Origin of the sequence: Citricoccus sp. NPDC055426, assembly GCF_040677445.1 — a bacterium.
Taxonomy (GTDB): domain Bacteria; phylum Actinomycetota; class Actinomycetes; order Actinomycetales; family Micrococcaceae; genus Citricoccus.
The window spans coordinates 63,584-82,793 of the sequence record NZ_JBFARZ010000011.1 but is presented as its reverse complement, the minus strand read 5'-3'; the positions used below and the strand labels follow the sequence as shown (position 1 = coordinate 82,793).

Sequence of the window (19,210 nt, the reverse complement as noted above, 5' to 3'; positions counted from 1 at the left end):
GACTGATACAGCGACCAAGCATTCCGGTCGCCCAAAAAGTCAGGAGATTGATCATGTCGATCCACACGCAAGAGTCAGTCTCGGGCTTCGTTGCCACGGACCCGAAACTCACCACCTCGTCGAACGGGGATTCTCGCTTGTACTTTCGTTTCGGGCAGGAGCATTTTCGACGCGAGGACGACGGCAGCTTCACTCAGACCGATACGACCTACCATCACCTCGTGGTGTTTGGGCGAACAGCGGAACACGCGAATGAAAGGTTCAGTAAAGGCGACAACTTCATTGCCGAAGGCTATTCGCACGAGTACAGCTTCGAGCGTGATGGCCAGAAGGTTGAAGGCGAAGAATTCGTCGCAAAGCGCATCGGTCATGACACAGCGCGCACGCGGTACGAAGTTGACCGAGCAACCCGGCCAGCCGGGCGCGAAGCAGTGGGCCGAGAGCCGAACCGCGCGTTCGATTCCCCTAGGCAGCGACCGAGCAATGACGCTCCGGTGCTCGGCCGCTGAGAATCGGGAGAGGCACAATGATGAACGACCGCAACGTTCCCGAGGGCGCCTTCGACGACCCGTCGGAGCCCAGCTTTGGACCAGAACCAGTCGCCGGACCGCCACACCCGATCAACTGGAACCTACTCACAGCCCACGACCTTGAGCAAGAGTTGCTAGAACTCAATCGTTGGGTCAACTGGCTGCGACAGGAGTATGGCCTGCCTGCATCGGAGGTTCCGCCACTTTGGCATCGACATCCTGAGCTTCTTTGGGAGCTGTCAGCACTCCATCTGCACTGGCTTTGCGCTTATGACCCTGACCAAGATGGCTCCGCTCCCCTGGGTTGGCATCGCGATTTCGCCGACGCACGCGGTCGTCTCCGCGATTGGGTAGCCGCCAGCGGCACACGTCGAGACCGAGATCGCCCTACGAGACAGACTCCATGGCCTGGGGATGAGCACATGCAAGAAGTTGTTGAGAAGGTCATCGACGACCGTGATGCCGACTTTGTGGAGTTCGTGCTCGACCAAGTCGCTGCCCGTGAAGCAGCCGAGGATGCTTTCTATGCGAATATCGATGACCGCACAGGTGAGGTGCACGAATGAGAGCGCTCAGTGGCTGAGCGCCACAACTCGATCGTCGGAGTGCAACTGCGCTTCGCTGAGCTTTCGCTCCCTCGCCTCATAGCGACGGCAGCGAAAGAGCAGAACGAGGCTGGCCGGGCCGATGGCAATGAACTTCATCATGTTCCACAGCGCGACCAGCGTGATGAGATTCACCCAGCCTGGCCCGCCTGCCGCGGTGAAGTTCACGCACCAGAACGCGATAAGTAGATAGGGAACCGCAAGCGCCATTGCTGGAACGCCCCACTTGAGTCCCTGCCGCCTGCGAATGAGGTTGAGAATCACATTGGTCGGCATACATCGCCGCATGAATGCGCGAACGTAGATGCTCAGAATCCAGATTGAGCGAAACATTTTGGGCCTCCGATACACGTGCTTCTGAGTCGAAGAGACAACATGTATCGATTTCCCGTGAGGGCCGCCCCGAGGGGCCTACTAGTTGGTGACGTGCCTCCACTACCAATGTACGCCTGCCGCAGAGGATCCGAAAGGGGTGCCCGTGCGGAGCACCTCTTGACCAAAGACCCACGTTCAAGGAGGATGCCATGCCCACGCTCTCAGAATTCGCCACGAATGATCGCGCCGCTCGTGTGGCGCTTTCGCTCGTGGGAACCCCCAACGACCCCACGACCGGACGCCTGCTTGAGCAGGTCGGAGCGGTCGAGCTAATCAAGTTGGTCGGCATGGACGGCGCGGCTCCGGGAATGGATGACGTTGCGACAGCCGTGTGGCGCGACCGCATGCGCTCTGCAACGACGCCGGAGAATCTTGCAACAAGGATCAGCGATGCCCGATCCTTTCGGGTAGTTATTCCGAGCGATCCAGATTGGCCCGCTGCCCTGAACGATCTCGGCGATCGCACACCATACGCACTGTGGGCAAAGGGCCGCACCGAACTGCTCTCGACCCCAATTTCGCAGCGGGTCACGATCACGGGATCGCGAGCTGCAACTTCTTACGGCGCTCACGTCACGGAGGAACTCTGTGACGACTTAACGACGAGCGGCAAGACGCTCGTCGCCGGAGCCGCCTACGGAATCGACGGCTCGGTTCACCAGGCGGCACTTCGACGCGGAGGTGACACCATTGCTGTGCTGGCATCCGGTATTGATCGCCCCTACCCAATGGGGCACGCCGATTTGCTTGAACGCGTCGGCAATCGAGGTCTCACAATTTCCGAGGTACCGCCTGGCACCGCGCCCACTCGCCAACGTTTCCTCGACAGGGCTCGGATTCTCGGGGCGCTATCGGGCACGACCGTAGTGGTTGAAGCTGGCGCTCGTTCAGGCACGCTGCGAATCGCGCAAGAGGCCGCGGAGCTGGGTCGCCGGGTAGGCGCTGTACCCGGCCCGGTAACCAGCGCGGCGAGCGCGGGTGCGAACTTGTTACTGCAGCAGGGAATGGCTCGTGTCGTCACCAACGGCCACGACGTAATAGATCTAGAAGACCAAAACCAAAGCGCCCCCGAACGGATGTCGATCCGTCAGGGGGCGCCCCGTGTTGCGTCGCAGCACAGCCGAGTGCTGTGACGTTCATTTCATGTTGGGCATCTCGACGACAAGAGCGTCACGTATCTCCTCAACGTCGACGCGAATGAGTCTGCCGATTCGATATCCACGCACGGTTCCATCTGCGATGCGACGTCGAATCGTCTTTGTCGAGACTCCAAACATCTCGGCGGCTTTCGTCAGCGAGATGAGTCCTTGCTCAGGACTCTCGGGTCGAGTTCGGACAGTCATGGTGATACCTCCCGGTCGGCTAGTTGGTTTCACTTCACAGGTGTCCCTCGGTGTCCATACCCGACGCATCTCAATCCGCCGGATCGCCCTCAGCTTGCGCAATGCTCGCCGCCACACGATCACTCATTCGATCGGCAAGCTCTCGATCGCGACTCATCGTCGCGTGCTGATACCGCAACACGATGTGAATATCCGCGTGGCCACCTCGCCTCATCAGCTCGGCGAGCGTCGCTCCCTCCTGCGCGAAGATCGTGAGCCCCGTGTGTCGCAGATCATGAAACCTAAAGCGGTGCGGCAATCCCTGAACATCGTCTCGCGCGTCCATCCACAGGTATCCCCACCTGGTATTGGACAGGGGGACCGAGCCTTTCGCATCTGTCGGCAGCACTGGAGCGTTAGGTTCCGACGCTACATATGTGTCCAAGTGCTGCCGCAGCCGCACGAGCATCAATCTTGGGATGCTAAGGGATCTCTGCCCCGCCTCGGTCTTGAGCGTTGTGTACCCACCGGTGTTCGCATTGAGCTGCCGCCGTACATGCAGCGTCGCTCCACCGTCATCGCGCCACTCGATGTCGCGGCGTTGAAGGCCAAGACACTCGCCCCGTCGCAACTGACACCACGCAGCCAGCAAGATGGCAATCGCCCACTTGTCGGGCACTGCTGCGTACAGCGCCTCTACCTGCACCGGTGTTGCGACATCGTCTCCAGAATCATGATCAGCATCGTGGCGCACGGACTTTTGCTTAGGAACCGAGATGTCCGGCACCGAAGAAATGAGGCCTTCGCGCGCAGCCTGCCTCAGGATCATCATGAGGACCACGAGTACGGGCCGAGTGATGCCGTTGAACTTCGACTTGGGGTTCAACGGTGCAGGAATCCGATCGAGCCGATCGGTCATTTTCTTGATTCGCTCAACGTTGATCTCGCGGAGTGGCGTGTCGCCAAACTCAGGGATGAGGTATCCGATGACCTTGCCCTTGTAGGACCGGATCGTGCCAACTGCTCGCTGTTTACCCTGGCGGTTCGGCTCGTCTCTGATCATCTTCAGCCAACGCTGCGAATACTCTTCGAAACCCATCGACCTCGCGGTCTCTGCGGCGACCTCCGCGCGAAGTCTCGCTGCGGTGACTTCTGGCGGCTCCCAAAGACCCCGCGCCATCCGCGTCTGGAGGCTCGCGAGCCACGTCCGGGCGTCAGTCTTGGTCACGAATGTGAGCGGCTTGTCGTCGTCAGTTCTGGCGGTGTAGGTCTTTCCGTCCGGTCCTGGATAACGGACCTGCCACCGGCCGGAAGGGAGTTTCCTCAACCTTCCCCATGCTTCCCGTTTGAGCGTTGCATTCGCTTGTGCGGTGGTGCTCATTATGGCCTCCCGTGGACTGAATTGGACTCCTGCGGGCGGTCATGCCCCTTCGTGCCCCTCTTCACACCCGAGACACAAGTTCCGCGTAGTTCCGCGGCTCCCACGGGTACGCAGTCGCAATGTGGGGCACGTTGGGGCACGACCTGGAGGGCACGTGAACCCGAAAACCAGGTCCGCGAGCACCTCCTCTCCCACTTGGAAGGTAGGCGCGTGCCCCCTACGTGCCCCTCTGAATGGATATTGCTGTTCATTTCTGTCCTCCTTTGTCTTTTGACTGGAGGCACGAAAAACGCCCCGGATCTGCGAAAACTCGCAGATCCGGGGCGCGACCAGGCCTTTTGTAAGACCCTTCAGAACTGAACTTCTAGAAGTCCCAGTCCTCGTCCTCGGTGTTCTCGGCCTTGCCGATCACGTAGGACGAGCCCGACCCGGAGAAGAAGTCGTGGTTCTCGTCCGCGTTCGGGGACAGCGCCGAGAGGATGGCCGGGTTCACGTCGGTCACGGTGGAGGGGAACATCCCCTCGTACCCGAGGTTCATCAGGGCCTTGTTGGCGTTGTAGTGGAGGAACTTCTTGACGTCCTCGGCCAGGCCGACGGAGTCGTAGAGGTCATGCGTGTACTGGACCTCGTTCTCATACAGCTCGAAGAGCAGCTCGAAGGTGTAGTCCTTGAGTTCCTGCTGACGCTGTGCGGACTCCGTCTCCACGCCGCGCTGGTACTTGTACCCGATGTAGTAGCCGTGCACCGCCTCGTCCCGGATGATCAGCCGGATCAGGTCCGCGGTGTTCGTGAGCTTGGCCCGTGAGGACCAGTACATCGGCAGGTAGAACCCCGAGTAGAAGAGGAAGGACTCCAGGATGGTGGAGGCCACCTTCTTCTTCAGCGGATCATCCCCGTGGTAGTAGTCCAGGATGATCTGGGCCTTCTTCTGCAGGTTCGTGTTCTCACGGGACCAGCGGAAGGCGTCGTCGATCTGCTTGGTGTTGGACAACGTGGAGAAGATCGAGGAGTAGCTCTTGGCGTGCACCGACTCCATGAAGGCGATGTTGGTGTACACCGCCTCCTCGTGGGTGGTCAGCGAGTCCGGGATCAGCGAGACGGCGCCGACGGTGCCCTGGATGGTGTCCAGCAGGGTCAGGCCGGTGAAGACCCGCATGGTCAGCGTCTTCTCATCCTCGGTCAGCGTGGCCCAGGACTGGATGTCGTTGGACAGCGGCACCTTCTCCGGGAGCCAGAAGTTGGAGGTCAGGCGGTTCCACACCTCAACGTCCTTGTCGTCCTGGATGCGGTTCCAGTTGATTGCCTCGACAGTCTCGAGGGTCTTGACAGCGTCGGCCATCATCGTGGTGTTGTCCTCATTTCAGTACAGGTGGTCGTGCGGTGTGGCGGGCGTCCTCAGAGCATGCAGCTGACGCAGCCTTCCACCTCGGTGCCTTCCAGGGCGAGCTGGCGCAGGCGGATGTAGTAGATGGTCTTGATGCCCTTGCGCCAGGCGTAGATCTGGGCCCGGTTCAGGTCACGGGTGGTGGCCGTGTCCTTGAAGAACAGGGTCAGGGACAGGCCCTGGTCCACGTGCTGGGTGGCTGCGGCATAGGTGTCGATGACCTTCTCGTAGCCGATCTCATATGCATCGTCGTAGTACTCGAGGTTCTCGTTCGTCAGGTACGGAGCCGGGTAGTACACGCGGCCCAGCTTGCCCTCCTTGCGGATCTCGATCTTCGAGGCGACCGGGTGGATCGAGGAGGTCGAGTTGTTGATGTAGGAGATCGAGCCGGTCGGCGGCACGGCCTGCAGGTTCTGGTTGAAGATCCCGTGTTCCATCACGGAGGCCTTCAGCTCGCGCCAATCGGCCTGGGTGGGGATGGCCACGTCGGAGCCGGCGAACAGCTCGGCCACCTTCGGCGTGGCCGGCTCCCAGACCTGCTCGGTGTACTTGTCGAAGAACTCGCCGGAGGCGTACTTCGAGTCCTCGAAGCCGCCGAAGCGCTCACCGGTCTCGATCGAGATGCGGTTGGAGGAACGCAGCGCGTGGAACAGCACGGTGTAGAAGTAGATGTTCGTGAAGTCGATGCCCTCCTCCGAGCCGTAGTGGACCCGCTCACGGGCCAGGTAGCCGTGCAGGTTCATCTGGCCCAGGCCGATGGCGTGGGAGGAGTTGTTGCCGTTGACGATCGAGGGCACCGAGTTGATCTCGGACATGGTGGACACCGCGGTGAGCGCCCGGATGGCGGTCTCGATGGACTTGCCGAAGTCCGGCGAGTCCATGGTCTTGGCGATGTTCATGGAACCGAGGTTGCAGGAGATGTCCTTGCCGACGCTGGAGTACGTCAGGTCCTCGTTGAACTCGGAGGCCTCCGAGACCTGGAGGATCTCCGAGCACAGGTTGGACATGGTGATCCGGCCCTTGATCGGGTTGGCCTGGTTCACGGTGTCCTCGAACACGATGTACGGGTAACCGGACTCGAACTGGATCTCGGCGAGGGTCTGGAAGAACTCACGGGCGTTGATCTTGGTCTTCTTGATCCGCGCGTCGTCGACCATCTCGTAGTACTTCTCCGTCACGGAGATCTCGGTGAACGGCTTGCCGTAGACGCGCTGCACGTCATAGGGGCTGAAGAGGTACATGTCCTCGTTCGTCTTGGCCAGCTCGAAGGTGATGTCCGGGATGACCACGCCCAGGGACAGGGTCTTGATCCGGACCTTCTCGTCCGCGTTCTCCCGCTTGGTGTCCAGGAACCGGTAGATGTCCGGGTGGTGGGCGTGCAGGTAGACGGCGCCGGCACCCTGACGGGCACCCAGCTGGTTGGCGTAGGAGAAGGAGTCTTCCAGCAGCTTCATCACGGGGATGACGCCGGATGACTGGTTCTCGATCTGCTTGATCGGCGCACCGTGCTCACGGATGTTGGTCAGGGACAGGGCCACGCCGCCGCCGCGCTTGGACAGCTGCAGGGAGGAGTTGATGCTGCGCGCGATCGACTCCATGTTGTCCTCGATGCGCAGCAGGAAGCAGGAGACGAGCTCGCCGCGCTGGGCCTTGCCGGCGTTGAGGAAGGTGGGGGTGGCGGGCTGGAAGCGGCCGCCGACCATCTCCTCCACGAGCTCCAGGGCCAACTGCTCGTTGCCCTGGGCCAGGTGGAGGGCCACCATGCAGACGCGGTCCTCGTAGCGCTCGAGGTAGCGGTTGCCGTCGAAGGTCTTCAGCGCGTAGGAGGTGTAGAACTTGAACGCGCCGAGGAAGGTCGGGAAGCGGAACTTGAGCTGGTAGGCGCGGTCCCACAGGGACGTCCTGAACTCGGCGGAGTACTGGTCCAGCGTCTCCGCCTCGTAGTAGTCGTGCTCCACGAGGTAGGTCAGCTTCTCGTCCAGGTCATGGAAGAAGACCGTGTTGTTGTTGACGTGCTCCAGGAAGTATTGGCGCGCGGCGGCGCGGTCGGCCTCGAACTGGATCTTGCCGTCCGCTCCGTAGAGGTTCAGCATGGCGTTCAGCTCGTGGTAGCCGAGGTTCTGCCATGCTGCCGGCAGCTCCTTGGTAGAGCGGTTCATGTCCTGTTCGGTGACTGTCATCCCCAAAACCTTTCCAATCCTTCGCGCACGGCCGTGACGTCCTCCGGCGTGCCCATGAGTTCAAATCTGTACATCAGGGGGACCTGGCACTTGCGTGCCACGATCTCCCCGCCGAGGCAGTACGCCTCGTGGAAGTTCGTGTTCCCCGCGGCGATGACGCCTTGGACCAGATCCCGGTTCGTCTTGACGTTGAGGAATTTGATGACCTGCTTCGGCACGGCCCCCTTGCCGTCTCCCCCGCCATAGGTGGGCAGGGCGAGGACGAAGGGTTCCGTGGCCAGGAGGGTCGGCTCCTTGGTGATGAGCGGCAGCCGCGCCGTCTCACCCTCCGGATAGCCCAGCTTGGAGATGAAGCGGTCTGTGTAGCCCGATGCCGAGGAGAAGTAGATCAGCCGGGCTGCGGTGTGCTGCGGGGCACCGGGCCCCGTAGCGTCCACCGGCCTGCTCTCGCTGACCACGCTTGTCATGTTGGCCTCGGGTACCTCAGGCCACCGAGGCCGCGGCGGTGGCCAGCTCGTCGATCTTGTCCGGGCGGAAGCCGGACCAGTGCTCGGCACCGGCCATCACGACCGGGGCCTGCATGTACCCGAGGGCGCGGACGCGTTCGAGGGCGTCGACATCCTGGGACATGTCCACGGTCTCGTAGGCGATGCCCTTCTTGTCCAGCGCGCGGTAGGTGGCGTTGCACTGGACGCAAGCCGGCTTGGAGTAAACGGTGACGGTCATGGTCATTCCCCTGTCCTCGGTTACCGCGTCCGGGGAGGCCGGACCGGCGGGCATTTCTGGTCTGTGGTCTGCGTTCGTACGTCATGGCCCTGAAGGGCACCGCTGGCCTGCTGAACAGGCCTCAGAACGGTGGATCCGAGCCGGTCCGACTCCCACGGCGCGCCTCAGCGCTGCGGTCCGAACTACTGACATCAATACTACATCTAGTGGTGGCGGTAGGGAACAACCACAAGATCCTGTCTTACATGTTTGTCATTAGTTTCCCCCAGGTCATCCACAGGGCGTGTGGATGACCGCGAGGTGAACAGTCCGCCTGGAACGGCGTCATCACGCCGATCGTCGGTGGCGAGTCGGGAAACTTCCACAGGGTGTGGATGTCCAGACCGGAGGTTGTGCACATAGATTTCCCGGAGGCAGACCTCCGGCGTGTCCCCCCGACGGGCGGCGTGTCGACCGAGGGGCTACCGTCGGGGGCACCACCAGCACCCCACACCAGAACCCCACACCAGCACCCACCAGGAGAGCCGCATGCCCACTCCGAGCCGTCCCACCGGTCCGAGCCATCCCACCGGCCCGGACGCACCCCGCCGGCTGGTCAACACCCGCGAGCTGATCAGCGGCGCCAAGACGACCGCGCCGGGCGCCGTCTGGAAACTGGAGGAACCGGTCCGGGACCTCGATTCGAACGTCGTCTCCCTGCCGGCCGGGGACGGCATCCAGGCACACCAGGGGCCCACCCTCGACGTGCTCATCCACGTCCTCGACGGTTCCGGCACCCTGGGCACCGAGGACGGGGACCTGCCACTACGGGCCGGCGACCTGGTCTGGATGCCCCGCCACGCCCTGCGGTCCTTCACCGCCGGCGCGGACGGCCTCATCTACCACACGGTCCACCAGAGGAAGCCGGGACTCCAGCTCCAGGCGCAACGGCCCGACGCAGGACGCTGAGCGGACACGACGCAGCAGTCGCCCCACACCAGCCCGAGGACTCAGGATTCCTGTCCCAGCTGTCCCAGGGCGTCCCCGATGGCCCGGTGCAGGGTGGGGTAGGCCCACGGGATCCTCATCAGCTCCGCCACCGGGACCCGCGCGTGCACCGCCACGGTCAGGGCCCCCAGGATCTCCCCGGCCCCGGGGCCCACCACGGTGGCACCGACCAGCACCGGCCCGCTGCCCGGCCCCTCGCCGGAATCTCCGGCATCGCCGGCTTCTCCGACGTCTCCGGCTTCCCCGCGCGCCACGAGCGTGAGGTGCCCGGCCACCTCATCGATCCAGCCGCGGGTGGAGGATGCGAGGTCCACCCGTGCAACCCTCACCTCACGTCGATCGGAGGTCCCCTGCTCGGCGCCGTCCCGCGCCGCGCGCTCGGAGAGCCCGACGGCGGCCACTTCCGGATCCGTGTACGTCACCCGGGGCACGGCGTCCCGGGGGTACGGTCCGGTGGCCGGATCGCCGAGCAGCTGCCCGGCCACCACGGCCGACTGGGCCACCGAGGTATGGGTGAAGGGCCCGGCGCCGGTCATGTCCCCGAGGGCGTAACGGCCCGGCACCGGCTCTCCCCCGTCGTCCAGGATCCGGCACCACCCGTCCACCCGGACCTCGTCGCGGGGGACTCGACCGGTGGCCAGCAGCACATGGTCCACGCTGAGCTCCTCCCCCGAGGACAGGGCCACGTTCACGGGGCCGGACGGCGTCGGCAGTCCGTGGGAGGACTCGTAGCGGGTGACATCGCTCGTGGAGACCTCTGTGATCTCCGTCCCGGTCCGCACGTCGATCCCCTCCGCCCGGAAGCGCTCCGCCAGCAGGTCACCGGCCTGGGGCACCTCGCCCGAGAGCAGCCGCTCGCCCCGGACCACCAGGGTGATACGGACCCCGAAGCCGTTCAACGCCTGGGCCAGTTCACACGCGACGGGCCCTCCGCCCACGATCGCCAGGGACGCCGGCAGCGTCTGCGCGGTGATCACGTCCCGGTGCGTCCAGGCCTCCCGCTCCGGCAGTCCGGGGATCGGCGCCCGCGAGGGGACGGAGCCCGTGTTCAGCACCACCGCCCGGCGCGCGGTCCACCGTTGGGGAGCGCCGCCGTCGTCCGGGGTGACGGTGACCGAGCTGGGCCCCTCACCGCCCCGGTCCCCGGGACCGGACGGCACCCCCGGACCCGACGGGCCGCCGTCGACCGTGGCATGGCCGCGCACGAAGGTGACGCCCGCGCCCGTGAGCCGCTCCACCGCCACCCGGTCGTCCCAGTGGTCCGTGGCCTCCTGCCGGATACGGGTGGCCACCCGCTCCCAGTCCGGCTCCTCGCGGCGGGACTCGTGCAGCATCATCTTGCTCGGGATGCAGCCGTAGTAGGGGCACTCGCCCCCCACCAGATGCGACTCCACCGCCAGGACCCGCCAGCCGCCGCGGGCCAGCCGCGCGGCCAGGTCGTCCCCGCCGGGGCCGAGCCCGATCACGATCGCGTCGACGCTGCGGTCGGCAGGCTGGTCTGAGGAGTGCTGGGCTGCTTCGGTCTGCTTCTCGGGGTGCATACCCCTTACCGTCCCACCCCGGAGTACCCTCCGGCTATGGCTCCGGACCCGGCCGGTGCGTACGGTGGGTCCATGGTCACAGTCGCCGAGAACCTCGTCCAGACGCTGTCCCTCAATGGCGTGCAGCGCGTCTACGGAATCCCCGGGGATTCGCTCAACGCCGTCACCGAATCCCTGCGCAACCATCCCGAGATCGAGTGGGTGCACGTGCGCCACGAGGAGACCGCGGCGTTCGCGGCCGGGGCGGAGGCGGAGATGACCGGGGAGCTCGCCGTGTGCGCGGGCAGCTGCGGGCCCGGCAACCTGCACCTGATCAACGGGCTCTACGACGCGAACCGCAACAGGGTCCCGGTGTTGGCGATCGCCGCGCACATCCCCACGGAGGAGATCGGCACCACCTACTTCCAGGAGACCCACCCGCAGGAGTTGTTCCGCGAGTGCTCCGTCTACGTGGAGTACGTGGCAGACCCGAAACAGATGCCGCGACTGCTGGAGGTCGCCATGCGCGCCGCGATCGAGCAGCGCGGCGTGGCGGTCCTCGTCATCCCCGGGGATGTGGCATCGGCCGATGCCCAGAGCGAACGGCGCACGCCCGTGCGCAGGACGCGCTCCGCCGTCGTGCCCCTGCCGGACCAGCTCCAGCAGGCGGCCGAGGCGCTCAACGCCGCCAAGAGCGTGACCATCCTGGGCGGTGCCGGCACCGCCGGCGCCCATGCCGAGGTGATGCAGCTGGCCGAGAGGCTGAGTGCCCCGGTGGTGCACGCCATGCGCGGCAAGGAACACCTGGAGTACGAGAACCCCTACGACGTCGGCATGACCGGGCTGCTCGGCTTCGCCAGCGGCTACAAGGCCATGTGCGAGGCCGACGCCATCCTGATGCTGGGCACCGACTTCCCGTACCCGCAGTTCTACCCGGACGATGCCACGGTGATCCAGGTGGACCTGCGCGGTGAGCACATCGGCCGCCGGCACCCGGTGGACCTGGCCCTGGTGGGCGGGGTGCGCGAGACGGCGGCGGCCCTCGTGCCGATGCTGGGGACGAAGAAGGACAAGCACCTCAAGGACGCGCGGAAGCACTACGTCAAGACGCGCGAGAAGCTGGACGACCTCGCCACCCCCTCTCGCAAGGGTGCCCCCGTGCACCCGCAGTACCTGGCCCGGCGGATCAGCGAGCTCGCCGCGCAGGACGCGGTGTTCATCCCGGACGTGGGCTCCCCCGTGGTCTATGCCGCCCGCTACCTCGAGATGAGCCGGCAGCGCCGGCTGATCGGCTCCTTCTCCCACGGCTCGATGGCGAACGCGGTCCCCCAGGCGATCGGGGTGTTGGCCCAGGACCGCGCGCGGCAGACGGTCACGCTGTCCGGCGACGGCGGGCTGACCATGCTGTTGGGTGACCTCATCACCCTCGTGCAGATGGACCTGCCCGCGAAGGTGGTGGTGTTCAACAACTCCTCGCTGAACTTCGTGGAGCTGGAGATGAAGGCGGCCGGGCAGCTGCCCTTCGCCACCGGCCTCGAGAACCCGGACTTCGCCGCGGTGGCCCGGGCGATGGGCATCAAGGGGATCCGGGTGGAGGACTCACGGGACGTGGACGCTGCCCTGACCGAGGCCTTCGCCCACGACGGCCCGGCCCTCGTGGACGTGGTCACCGACCCGCAGGAACTGACCATCCCGCCGGCCATCCAGCTGGAACAGGCCAAGGGGTTCGCCCTGTACTCCCTGCGCACCGTGCTCTCGGGACGCGGGGACGAGCTGTTCGACCTCGCCAAGACCAATCTGCGGCAGCTGTTCTAGGCCCCGGGACAGGGCCGATTAGGGTGGGCCAGTGGCCCGCGCACCGAAGAACCTGTTCCTGACCTACCTGCTGTGCCTGCTGCTCGGGCTCCTCGGCGCCCACAAGTGGTACCTGGGACACCACCCCGCCGGTGCCGTCTACCTCCTCCTGACGGTCGCTGGGGTGGCCAGCGCCTCATGGGGCATCGGGTTCGTCTTCGGGGGACTTGTGATCCTGCTGTGCCTGATCGACCTGCTGCTCATCCCCGGTCACGTCCGGGTGGCCAACGGAGACCTGAACTGACGAGGGCACGCACGGGCCCAGTCAGCGGGTTCCTCAGCGGCGGGCGTTGTCCTGCCGAAGGGCCTGGATCTCGGCCACCGTGGCGGCGGTGTTCTGCGAGGTCCGGACCATGGCGATGTAGAACTCGATCATCACCCGTACCAAGACCAGGGCGATGAAGCCGGGGATCCAGCCCAGCAGCAGCGCGGCCAGACCCAGGCCCGGATCGAAGGCGAACCCGGTGACGACATACGACAACCAGCCGAGCACCACCAGTGCGATCAGGATGATGTAGATGATCTTGGCGAATTTGATGGTGACGAAGCTGGTGAAGCTGAAGTCGAAGAGCGCCCCGAAGAACCCCTTCGCCTCGACGGTGTTCACGGTCGGGCGGTATCCCCGCGGCGGCTGATGGCCGCCTGGGTGTGCTCCGCCGGACACCGGACCGGCCTGGTCACCGGAACCATAGGGGTTCGACGGCGGTTGTTCAGGCGGGGTCGGCCGCCCGGGGTAGGCCGGTCGGCCCGGGTCCTGGGACGCGGGGTCCCGCGGATGCTGCGGGCCGTTCGGGTCGTTCGGGCCGTTCGGGTCGTTCGGGTCGTTCGGGTTCTGTGACATGGGATGGTCCTTCCGGCTGCGGGTGAGGATCGCGATGGCGTTGATGATGGCGAGGACACGGCATCAGCGGGCGGTGTGGTTCTCATCACACCATATTCCCTTCCCGCCACCAGAGCCCGCCGCGCTACTGCGGCCACGTCCACACAGCTGGCCCAGGTCATAAAGGCCCTGTCCGGCTCACCGGCAGGGGCCGGCTCACCGGCAGGGGCCGGCTCACCGGCAGGGGCCGGCTCACCGGCAGGGGCCGGCTCACCGGCAGGGGCCGGCTCACCAGGTTGCGGCGACGAACCCGCGCAGGTCGGCCTCCAGTTCGGCCCGGGACCGGAGCAGCTCGGCGACCATTCCGTCGTTGAGCGCCGCCCTGAACCGGTCCCGGGGCACGGCCAGCGTGAGACCGGCGACTGCAGCCCCGGAACCGTCCCGGACCACGGTGCCCACGGCACCGACGCCTTCCTCGGTGGTCTCGTCATTGAGTGCCACGCCGCGGGCGCGCACCACCTCCAGCTCGATCGCCAGCCGGGCCTGCTCGCGCGCGTCGAAGGGGCTGCCCACGAGTTCAGCGTGCTGACGGTACAGGCGTTCCACGTCTGCGGGCGCCAGGGCGGCCAGCAGTGCCTTGCCGCCCGAGGCCCTCGCGGCGGGCAGGGTCACGCCCTGTCGGCTGCCCACGTGGAGGGCGTGGCCGCCCTCCACCGAGACCAGGAAACGCACCTCTGTGCCGGCCCGGACCATGAGGTTGGCCGTCTCCCGCACGCGGCCGGCCAGTATCTCCAGATGTGGGGCCGCCCGGTGCCGGAGCTCGGCCGTCCAAGGGACTCCGGCCGGGGCCACCCCCAGTGCCGGCCCGGGGATGTACCGCCGGGATCCATCCTGGACCGCGTACCCGCGGTAGACCAGCATGCCCATGAGCCGGTGGGCGGTGGACACGGAGACCCCGAGCAGCCGGGCGGCCACGCTCAGGCGCACCCGCCCGTAGTCCCGGACCATCTCCATCAGCATCAGCGCGTGGTCCACGGACTCGACCGGATACTTCGGTGGTTGCCTCAAGGGCACATTCTTCTGCACACCAGAATGATTTCACACTCGGGCCGTGCCGCAGTTCACAGTGGTGGTATGACGCAGAGCACCCTCCCAGCGCAGGACCTCGGTCCGAACAGCAGCGCTCCCAGCTCGATCACCCGACGGCAGGCCATCGTGGCCGTGGTGGTGTGCTGGCTCCTGGTGGTCTTCGACGGCTACGACCTGATCGTCTTCGGCACCGTGCAGACTTCGCTGAAGGAGGACACCGGCTGGGGTCTGGACGATGCCTCCCTCGGCGTACTGGGCTCGCTGGCCTTCGTCGGCATGATGATCGGTGCCCTGATGGCCGGACGCATCGCCGACGCCCTGGGACGGCGGCGCACCATCCTCGCCTGCGCCATCACCTTCTCGGTCTTCACCCTGCTCTGTGCGGTTGCCCCGCAGGCCTGGATCTTCGGGGCATTCCGCCTGGTCGCGGGCATCGGGCTGGGCGGTCTGGTGCCGTCCGCGAACGCCATGGTGGCGGAACTGGTGCCGTTGCGCTGGCGGTCCTCCATCGCCACCCTCATGATGTCCGGCGTCCCGATCGGCGGCTCCCTCGCGGCCCTGCTCGGCATCCCCATGATCCCGGCCTTCGGCTGGCCGTCCATGTTCCTGGTGGCCGCCGTGGCCCTGGTGATCGTGGTGCCGCTCGGCTTCCGCTACCTGCCGGAGACCCTGCCCTCCGAGACGGCCGATGCCTCGGCATCCACGGACGCCGCACCGGTGAGGGCCGGCGGCTTCTCCCAGCTGCTGCGCACCCCCTACCTGCTGGCCTCGGCCATGTTCGCCCTGGCCACGCTGGCCACGCTGTTCGCCTGGTACGGACTGGGCACCTGGCTGCCTCGGGCCATGGAGGCCCAAGGATACAACCTCGGCTCTGCCCTGACCTTCGCCCTGTCCCTGAACATCGGAGCCGTCCTCGGCTCGATCGCCACCGCGTGGGCCGGCGACCGGTTCGGCGCCGTCCGTTCCGGCGTGGTGGCCGCCGGCCTGGCCGGCGTGGCCCTGCTGTGCCTGCTGCTCTCGCCGCCGGTCTGGCTCGTGTACGTCATCCTGATGGTGGCCGGTGTGGGCACCCATGGCACGCAGTGCCTGATCATCGCGGCCGTGGCGAACCACTACCCGGCGCATCTGCGTGGCACCGCGCTCGGCTGGGCCCTCGGTGTCGGACGCCTCGGCGCCGTCACCGCACCGCTGACGGCCGGCTTCCTGCTCGACGGCGGCTATGGCGCCAGCTCGATCTTCGTGGCCTTCGGCGTGGCGGCCCTGGTGGCCGCGGTGCTGCAGATCGCCATCGTCGCCCAGGGCAACGGCGGCGTGGCTGCGAAGATGCGGGGCTGACAGCGGGCACCGGTTCCCTACGGGACCAGCACCACCTTGAGTGCCTCGCGGGCGTCCATGGCGGCATACGCGGCCGGCGCCTCGGTCAGGGGCATCGAGACGTCGAATACCCGGCCCGGGGAGATCTCCCCGGAGAGCACCTGGGGGATCGCCGCATCCAGGTAGCGGCGTACCGGTGCCGTGCCACCGGTCAGGGTGATGTTGTGCAGGAACAGCGGGCCGCCCAGGGGCGCCTCCTTGAACTGCGGAACGCCCACGCGGGAGATGGTGCCACCGGGACGGATCACGCCGACGGCCTGTTCGAAGGCAGGGCGGTGTCCGACAGCCTCCAGGACCACGTGGGTCCCCTCCCCGCCGGTCAGCTCGCGCACGGCGTTGATGCCCTCCTCGCCACGCTCGGCCACCACGTCGTCGGCACCGAACTCCCGGCCCAGGTCCGTGCGGGAGGCATGGCGGCCCATCAGGACGATCCGCTCGGCACCGAGTTGGCGGGAGGCCAGGACCGCGGAGAGGCCGACGGCGCCGTCGCCGATGACGGTCACGGTCTTCCCGGGCGCGACCTGGCCCATGGTGGCCGCATGGAGTCCCGTCAGGTACACGTCGGAGAGGGAGAGTAGCCCGGCCAGCAGCTCCTCCGAGCCGTTGCCGGTGCCGTCGGTGTCCGGGACGGTCACCAGGGTGCCGTCCGCCTGCGGAACCCGGACGTACTCCGCCTGCAGGCCGATGCCGTGGCCGCCGAAGAAGCCGCCGTGCCGGCAGGACACGTGGAAGCCCTCACGGCAGTGGGCACAGGTGTTGTCCTGGAAGGTGAAGGAGGAGACCACCAGGTCACCCCTCTGGAGCGAGTTGACCGCGGCACCGGTCTCCTCCACCACCCCGATCACCTCGTGTCCCATGGGGCTGCCGTGGTCCGAGGGCTTCATCGAGTGGTACGGGTGCAGGTCCGAGCCGCACACGCAGGACCGCACGGTCCGGATGATCGCGTCCGTGGGCTCGAGGATGGAGGGATCCGGGATGGTCTCGACCCGGACATCACCGGCGCCGTACATGAAGGTGGCTTTCATGGTCCCAAGGCTATCGGGGTGTGGGGACCAGCCGCTGACAGGGGCAGTGACTCACCCCTACGCTCCAACCATGAGTACCGAAGCCACCGTAGCCCGTGGACCATCCCGACGGACCATCATCCTCAGCTCATCCTCCATCGCTGCCTCGGCTTCCATACTGCAGATCCAGGTGCACGAGTACGCGCACGGGTTCACGGCGGCCGTCCAGGGCGCGCCGGCCACCGTCGGCCCGCTAATGGCTGAATGTCGGCCCAGGGGACCTTCGGCTACCTCATCGTCGGGATGTTCATGCCGGTCGGAGACACCGCCGTCCTCTTCGAGGCCTGGGGGTTCTCCTCGCTCGGCTACATCGCCGCCGGGCTCGTCGGCCTCGCCGGCATGCTCTTCCTCTCCTACCTGCTGTCTCGGGAGATCCTGCGCACGGTCTCGGACCTCGGCGACGTCGTGGCCGCCTCCGTGCTGACCTGGTTGGTGGCCACGGGCGTCCTGGCGGTCGTCTACGTGAGTGCGGCACTGATCGTCGGCTATCACGCCGAGTACCTCGTGCCGACCGTCATCGGCGCGACGACGGCGCTCGTCTTCGCCCCCATGGCCACCTTCTGGTGGCGGAAGGTCCCCCACCTGCACCAGCCGTGGAGCCACGGCTCCCCGGTGGTGCAGGTGACGGTCCTGGTTCTCGCCATCGCCGTGGTCCTCTGGCATGCGCTGGCGCCGGTGACGATCGGCTGACTATTCGCTCAGCTGCGGACTGCTCGCCGGGCCCAGCCCGCTGCCGACTCCCTCGGCCACTGCCGACCCCAGGGATGGGGCACCCCAGACGTGGCCGTTCTCGCCGCCGGCGGTGATGGCGAATCCCGGTGGGATCAGCAGGTCGTCCAGACGGATCTGGTCCAGGGTGGAATGGCCGTTGCCCATCATGGCGGCCTTGAGGCCGTCCTTCATGATGTCCAGGACGTTCTCCACGCCGGCCTGGCCGTTGGCGCTCATGCCCCACAGGTAGGCGCGGCCGATCAGCACGCCGCGGGCCCCCAGGGCCAGGGCCTTGTAGACGTGGGAACCGCGGCGGATGCCGCCGTCGAGGTACACCTCGATGTCGTCTCCCACCGCCTCGGCGACGGCCGGCAGCAACCGGATGGTGGCCGGCGTCGTGTCCAGGTTGTTGCCGCCGTGGTTAGAGACCGAGATCGCGGTGACCCCGGCGTCCCGGGCGGCCTTGGCATCATCCACGCGGGTGATGCCCTTGACCATGAAGGGCCCGTCCCACTGTCGCCGCAGCCAGGCGATGTCCTCCCAGGTGGGGATCTCGGTCTGGCGCCACCAGCCCATGGCCTCGAAGAAGCCCGGTGCAGGCTCGCCCCTCGGCACGGCGTTGGGCACGGACAGCTCTGGCGGAGACAGGGTCTTCGCCCAGTCCATGGCGTAGTCGAACTTCCGGCCCAGCACGATCTCCGGGACGTACTTCAGGATGGTCTTGAGGTTCATCTCCTGCGGGATCTCGGGGCTGCCCCAGTCCCGGCCGTAGCCGTTGGTCCAGTCCAGGGAGATGATCAGTCCCGCCGTGCCGGCTTCCTTGGCGCGCTGGGCCAGGGCCAGCATCTGGTCGCGACCGCCGGACCAGTACAGCTGGAAGAACGTGCGTCCCGGGTTCTCGGGCATCACGTCCTCCATGGCCTTGGAGGAGTAGGCCCCCAGGCCCATGGCGGCGCCTCGGTTGTTGGCGGCCCGGGCCACGGCGACCTCCCCGTCCGGGTGCACCGCCTGGACGCCCGTCGGGGAGATCATCACGGGCAACTCCACCGGCACGCCCATGATGGTGGTGGAGGTGTCCTGGTGGAGGGGGTTGCCGGTGATCTTCGGGGCGAAGCCCAGCTCCGAGAAGGCATCGATGTTGTTCTGCACCGTCATGCCGCGTTCCGAACCGGCCACCAGGGCCATGTACACGGACTTAGGCAGGCGTCTCTTCGCCCGGCGCTGGGCCTCCGCCACGGACTCGAACCACGGGTTAGTCATCGTCTTGCCGTCCTTCATCAAGGGAGCT

At 66.3% G+C, this 19,210-nt stretch carries 20 protein-coding genes; 8 read left to right on the top strand and 12 right to left on the bottom strand.

Translation table 11 applies throughout. The features are described from left to right. Nucleotides 1-53: 53 nt before the first annotated feature. Both AB0K08_RS14265 and AB0K08_RS14260 read left to right on the top strand, forming a co-directional pair. Nucleotides 54-509, top strand: coding sequence for a single-stranded DNA-binding protein (locus tag AB0K08_RS14265; RefSeq protein ID WP_363355563.1), 456 nt, complete (start codon nucleotides 54-56; stop codon nucleotides 507-509). A gap of 17 nt (nucleotides 510-526) precedes the next feature. Further along, the gene (locus AB0K08_RS14260) at nucleotides 527-1,096 is read left to right on the top strand and encodes a hypothetical protein (RefSeq protein ID WP_363355561.1); all 570 of its coding nucleotides are present in this window, start codon (nucleotides 527-529) and stop codon (nucleotides 1,094-1,096) included. A gap of 6 nt (nucleotides 1,097-1,102) precedes the next feature. Here the strand turns inward: AB0K08_RS14260 and AB0K08_RS14255 are convergent, their stop codons facing one another. After that, on the bottom strand, nucleotides 1,103-1,411 hold the full coding sequence (locus tag AB0K08_RS14255) for a hypothetical protein (protein WP_363355559.1): 309 nt from the start codon (nucleotides 1,409-1,411) through the stop codon (nucleotides 1,103-1,105). 248 nt (nucleotides 1,412-1,659) lie between these two features. Between AB0K08_RS14255 and dprA the strand changes: the two genes are divergently transcribed. Next, entirely contained in the window at nucleotides 1,660-2,643 is a 984-nt protein-coding gene (gene dprA, locus AB0K08_RS14250) for a DNA-processing protein DprA (RefSeq protein ID WP_363355557.1), read from the top strand. A 3-nt stretch (nucleotides 2,644-2,646) separates the two neighbouring features. Here the strand turns inward: dprA and AB0K08_RS14245 are convergent, their stop codons facing one another. From AB0K08_RS14245 to nrdH, 6 genes are all read right to left on the bottom strand, one after another. Then, nucleotides 2,647-2,853, bottom strand: a complete 207-nt coding sequence (locus AB0K08_RS14245) for a helix-turn-helix domain-containing protein (RefSeq protein ID WP_363355555.1) — start codon at nucleotides 2,851-2,853, stop codon at nucleotides 2,647-2,649. Between the two features lie 70 nt (nucleotides 2,854-2,923). Then, nucleotides 2,924-4,213: a site-specific integrase gene (locus AB0K08_RS14240; RefSeq protein ID WP_363355553.1), complete on the bottom strand. Its 1,290-nt coding sequence runs from the start codon at nucleotides 4,211-4,213 to the stop codon at nucleotides 2,924-2,926. A 364-nt stretch (nucleotides 4,214-4,577) separates the two neighbouring features. Next, entirely contained in the window at nucleotides 4,578-5,552 is a 975-nt protein-coding gene (gene nrdF, locus AB0K08_RS14235) for a class 1b ribonucleoside-diphosphate reductase subunit beta (protein WP_363355626.1), read from the bottom strand. A 56-nt stretch (nucleotides 5,553-5,608) separates the two neighbouring features. Continuing rightward, on the bottom strand, nucleotides 5,609-7,777 hold the full coding sequence (gene nrdE, locus AB0K08_RS14230) for a class 1b ribonucleoside-diphosphate reductase subunit alpha (protein ID WP_363355551.1): 2,169 nt from the start codon (nucleotides 7,775-7,777) through the stop codon (nucleotides 5,609-5,611). Next, nucleotides 7,774-8,244 carry a class Ib ribonucleoside-diphosphate reductase assembly flavoprotein NrdI gene (nrdI, locus tag AB0K08_RS14225; RefSeq protein WP_363355549.1) on the bottom strand — a complete coding sequence of 157 codons (471 nt, stop codon included), beginning with the start codon at nucleotides 8,242-8,244 and terminating at the stop codon, nucleotides 7,774-7,776. The genes nrdE and nrdI overlap by 4 nt, the downstream gene beginning before the upstream one ends. Nucleotides 8,245-8,260: 16 nt before the next feature. Next, nucleotides 8,261-8,503 carry a glutaredoxin-like protein NrdH gene (gene nrdH, locus AB0K08_RS14220; RefSeq protein ID WP_363355547.1) on the bottom strand — a complete coding sequence of 81 codons (243 nt, stop codon included), beginning with the start codon at nucleotides 8,501-8,503 and terminating at the stop codon, nucleotides 8,261-8,263. A gap of 528 nt (nucleotides 8,504-9,031) precedes the next feature. On the opposite strand from nrdH, the gene AB0K08_RS14215 reads away from it, so the two are divergent. Then, the gene (locus AB0K08_RS14215) at nucleotides 9,032-9,451 is read left to right on the top strand and encodes a cupin (RefSeq protein ID WP_363355545.1); all 420 of its coding nucleotides are present in this window, start codon (nucleotides 9,032-9,034) and stop codon (nucleotides 9,449-9,451) included. A gap of 41 nt (nucleotides 9,452-9,492) precedes the next feature. Here the strand turns inward: AB0K08_RS14215 and AB0K08_RS14210 are convergent, their stop codons facing one another. Next, a complete protein-coding gene (locus AB0K08_RS14210) occupies nucleotides 9,493-11,031 on the bottom strand; it encodes an NAD(P)/FAD-dependent oxidoreductase (protein WP_363355543.1) in 1,539 nt (512 codons plus the stop codon). 72 nt (nucleotides 11,032-11,103) lie between these two features. On the opposite strand from AB0K08_RS14210, the gene poxB reads away from it, so the two are divergent. Both poxB and AB0K08_RS14200 read left to right on the top strand, forming a co-directional pair. Next, entirely contained in the window at nucleotides 11,104-12,825 is a 1,722-nt protein-coding gene (poxB, locus tag AB0K08_RS14205) for a ubiquinone-dependent pyruvate dehydrogenase (RefSeq protein WP_363355541.1), read from the top strand. 31 nt (nucleotides 12,826-12,856) lie between these two features. After that, entirely contained in the window at nucleotides 12,857-13,108 is a 252-nt protein-coding gene (locus tag AB0K08_RS14200) for an NINE protein (RefSeq protein ID WP_363355539.1), read from the top strand. A 33-nt stretch (nucleotides 13,109-13,141) separates the two neighbouring features. Here the strand turns inward: AB0K08_RS14200 and AB0K08_RS14195 are convergent, their stop codons facing one another. Both AB0K08_RS14195 and AB0K08_RS14190 read right to left on the bottom strand, forming a co-directional pair. After that, nucleotides 13,142-13,705 (bottom strand): DUF4282 domain-containing protein, encoded by a 564-nt coding sequence (locus AB0K08_RS14195; protein ID WP_363355537.1) that lies wholly within the window; start codon nucleotides 13,703-13,705, stop codon nucleotides 13,142-13,144. 267 nt (nucleotides 13,706-13,972) lie between these two features. After that, nucleotides 13,973-14,758: an IclR family transcriptional regulator C-terminal domain-containing protein gene (locus AB0K08_RS14190; RefSeq protein WP_363355624.1), complete on the bottom strand. Its 786-nt coding sequence runs from the start codon at nucleotides 14,756-14,758 to the stop codon at nucleotides 13,973-13,975. A gap of 60 nt (nucleotides 14,759-14,818) precedes the next feature. On the opposite strand from AB0K08_RS14190, the gene AB0K08_RS14185 reads away from it, so the two are divergent. Next, nucleotides 14,819-16,108: an aromatic acid/H+ symport family MFS transporter gene (locus AB0K08_RS14185; RefSeq protein WP_363355535.1), complete on the top strand. Its 1,290-nt coding sequence runs from the start codon at nucleotides 14,819-14,821 to the stop codon at nucleotides 16,106-16,108. A 17-nt stretch (nucleotides 16,109-16,125) separates the two neighbouring features. Here AB0K08_RS14185 and AB0K08_RS14180 read toward each other — a convergent pair whose 3' ends face one another. Next, on the bottom strand, nucleotides 16,126-17,172 hold the full coding sequence (locus AB0K08_RS14180; RefSeq protein ID WP_363355533.1) for an alcohol dehydrogenase catalytic domain-containing protein: 1,047 nt from the start codon (nucleotides 17,170-17,172) through the stop codon (nucleotides 16,126-16,128). A gap of 243 nt (nucleotides 17,173-17,415) precedes the next feature. Between AB0K08_RS14180 and AB0K08_RS14175 the strand changes: the two genes are divergently transcribed. After that, nucleotides 17,416-17,901 carry a hypothetical protein gene (locus tag AB0K08_RS14175; protein WP_363355531.1) on the top strand — a complete coding sequence of 162 codons (486 nt, stop codon included), beginning with the start codon at nucleotides 17,416-17,418 and terminating at the stop codon, nucleotides 17,899-17,901. Here AB0K08_RS14175 and mftD read toward each other — a convergent pair whose 3' ends face one another. After that, complete coding sequence (mftD, locus tag AB0K08_RS14170; protein ID WP_363355529.1) at nucleotides 17,902-19,182, bottom strand: pre-mycofactocin synthase MftD; 1,281 nt, start codon at nucleotides 19,180-19,182, stop codon at nucleotides 17,902-17,904. Nucleotides 19,183-19,210 lie beyond the last annotated feature (28 nt).

What these genes read in the sequence shown, in the direction of transcription:
- AB0K08_RS14265 (WP_363355563.1), top strand. Translation starts at nt 54, where the DNA reads ATGTCGATCCACACGCAAGAGTCAGTCTCGGGCTTCGTTGCCACGGAC.
- AB0K08_RS14260 (WP_363355561.1), top strand. Translation starts at nt 527, where the DNA reads ATGATGAACGACCGCAACGTTCCCGAGGGCGCCTTCGACGACCCGTCG.
- AB0K08_RS14255 (WP_363355559.1), bottom strand. Translation starts at nt 1,411, where the DNA reads ATGCCGACCAATGTGATTCTCAACCTCATTCGCAGGCGGCAGGGACTC.
- dprA (WP_363355557.1), top strand. Translation starts at nt 1,660, where the DNA reads ATGCCCACGCTCTCAGAATTCGCCACGAATGATCGCGCCGCTCGTGTG.
- AB0K08_RS14245 (WP_363355555.1), bottom strand. Translation starts at nt 2,853, where the DNA reads ATGACTGTCCGAACTCGACCCGAGAGTCCTGAGCAAGGACTCATCTCG.
- AB0K08_RS14240 (WP_363355553.1), bottom strand. Translation starts at nt 4,213, where the DNA reads ATGAGCACCACCGCACAAGCGAATGCAACGCTCAAACGGGAAGCATGG.
- nrdF (WP_363355626.1), bottom strand. Translation starts at nt 5,552, where the DNA reads ATGGCCGACGCTGTCAAGACCCTCGAGACTGTCGAGGCAATCAACTGG.
- nrdE (WP_363355551.1), bottom strand. Translation starts at nt 7,777, where the DNA reads ATGACAGTCACCGAACAGGACATGAACCGCTCTACCAAGGAGCTGCCG.
- nrdI (WP_363355549.1), bottom strand. Translation starts at nt 8,244, where the DNA reads ATGACAAGCGTGGTCAGCGAGAGCAGGCCGGTGGACGCTACGGGGCCC.
- nrdH (WP_363355547.1), bottom strand. Translation starts at nt 8,503, where the DNA reads ATGACCGTCACCGTTTACTCCAAGCCGGCTTGCGTCCAGTGCAACGCC.
- AB0K08_RS14215 (WP_363355545.1), top strand. Translation starts at nt 9,032, where the DNA reads ATGCCCACTCCGAGCCGTCCCACCGGTCCGAGCCATCCCACCGGCCCG.
- AB0K08_RS14210 (WP_363355543.1), bottom strand. Translation starts at nt 11,031, where the DNA reads ATGCACCCCGAGAAGCAGACCGAAGCAGCCCAGCACTCCTCAGACCAG.
- poxB (WP_363355541.1), top strand. Translation starts at nt 11,104, where the DNA reads ATGGTCACAGTCGCCGAGAACCTCGTCCAGACGCTGTCCCTCAATGGC.
- AB0K08_RS14195 (WP_363355537.1), bottom strand. Translation starts at nt 13,705, where the DNA reads ATGTCACAGAACCCGAACGACCCGAACGACCCGAACGGCCCGAACGAC.
- AB0K08_RS14185 (WP_363355535.1), top strand. Translation starts at nt 14,819, where the DNA reads ATGACGCAGAGCACCCTCCCAGCGCAGGACCTCGGTCCGAACAGCAGC.
- AB0K08_RS14180 (WP_363355533.1), bottom strand. Translation starts at nt 17,172, where the DNA reads ATGAAAGCCACCTTCATGTACGGCGCCGGTGATGTCCGGGTCGAGACC.
- AB0K08_RS14175 (WP_363355531.1), top strand. Translation starts at nt 17,416, where the DNA reads ATGTCGGCCCAGGGGACCTTCGGCTACCTCATCGTCGGGATGTTCATG.
- mftD (WP_363355529.1), bottom strand. Translation starts at nt 19,182, where the DNA reads ATGACTAACCCGTGGTTCGAGTCCGTGGCGGAGGCCCAGCGCCGGGCG.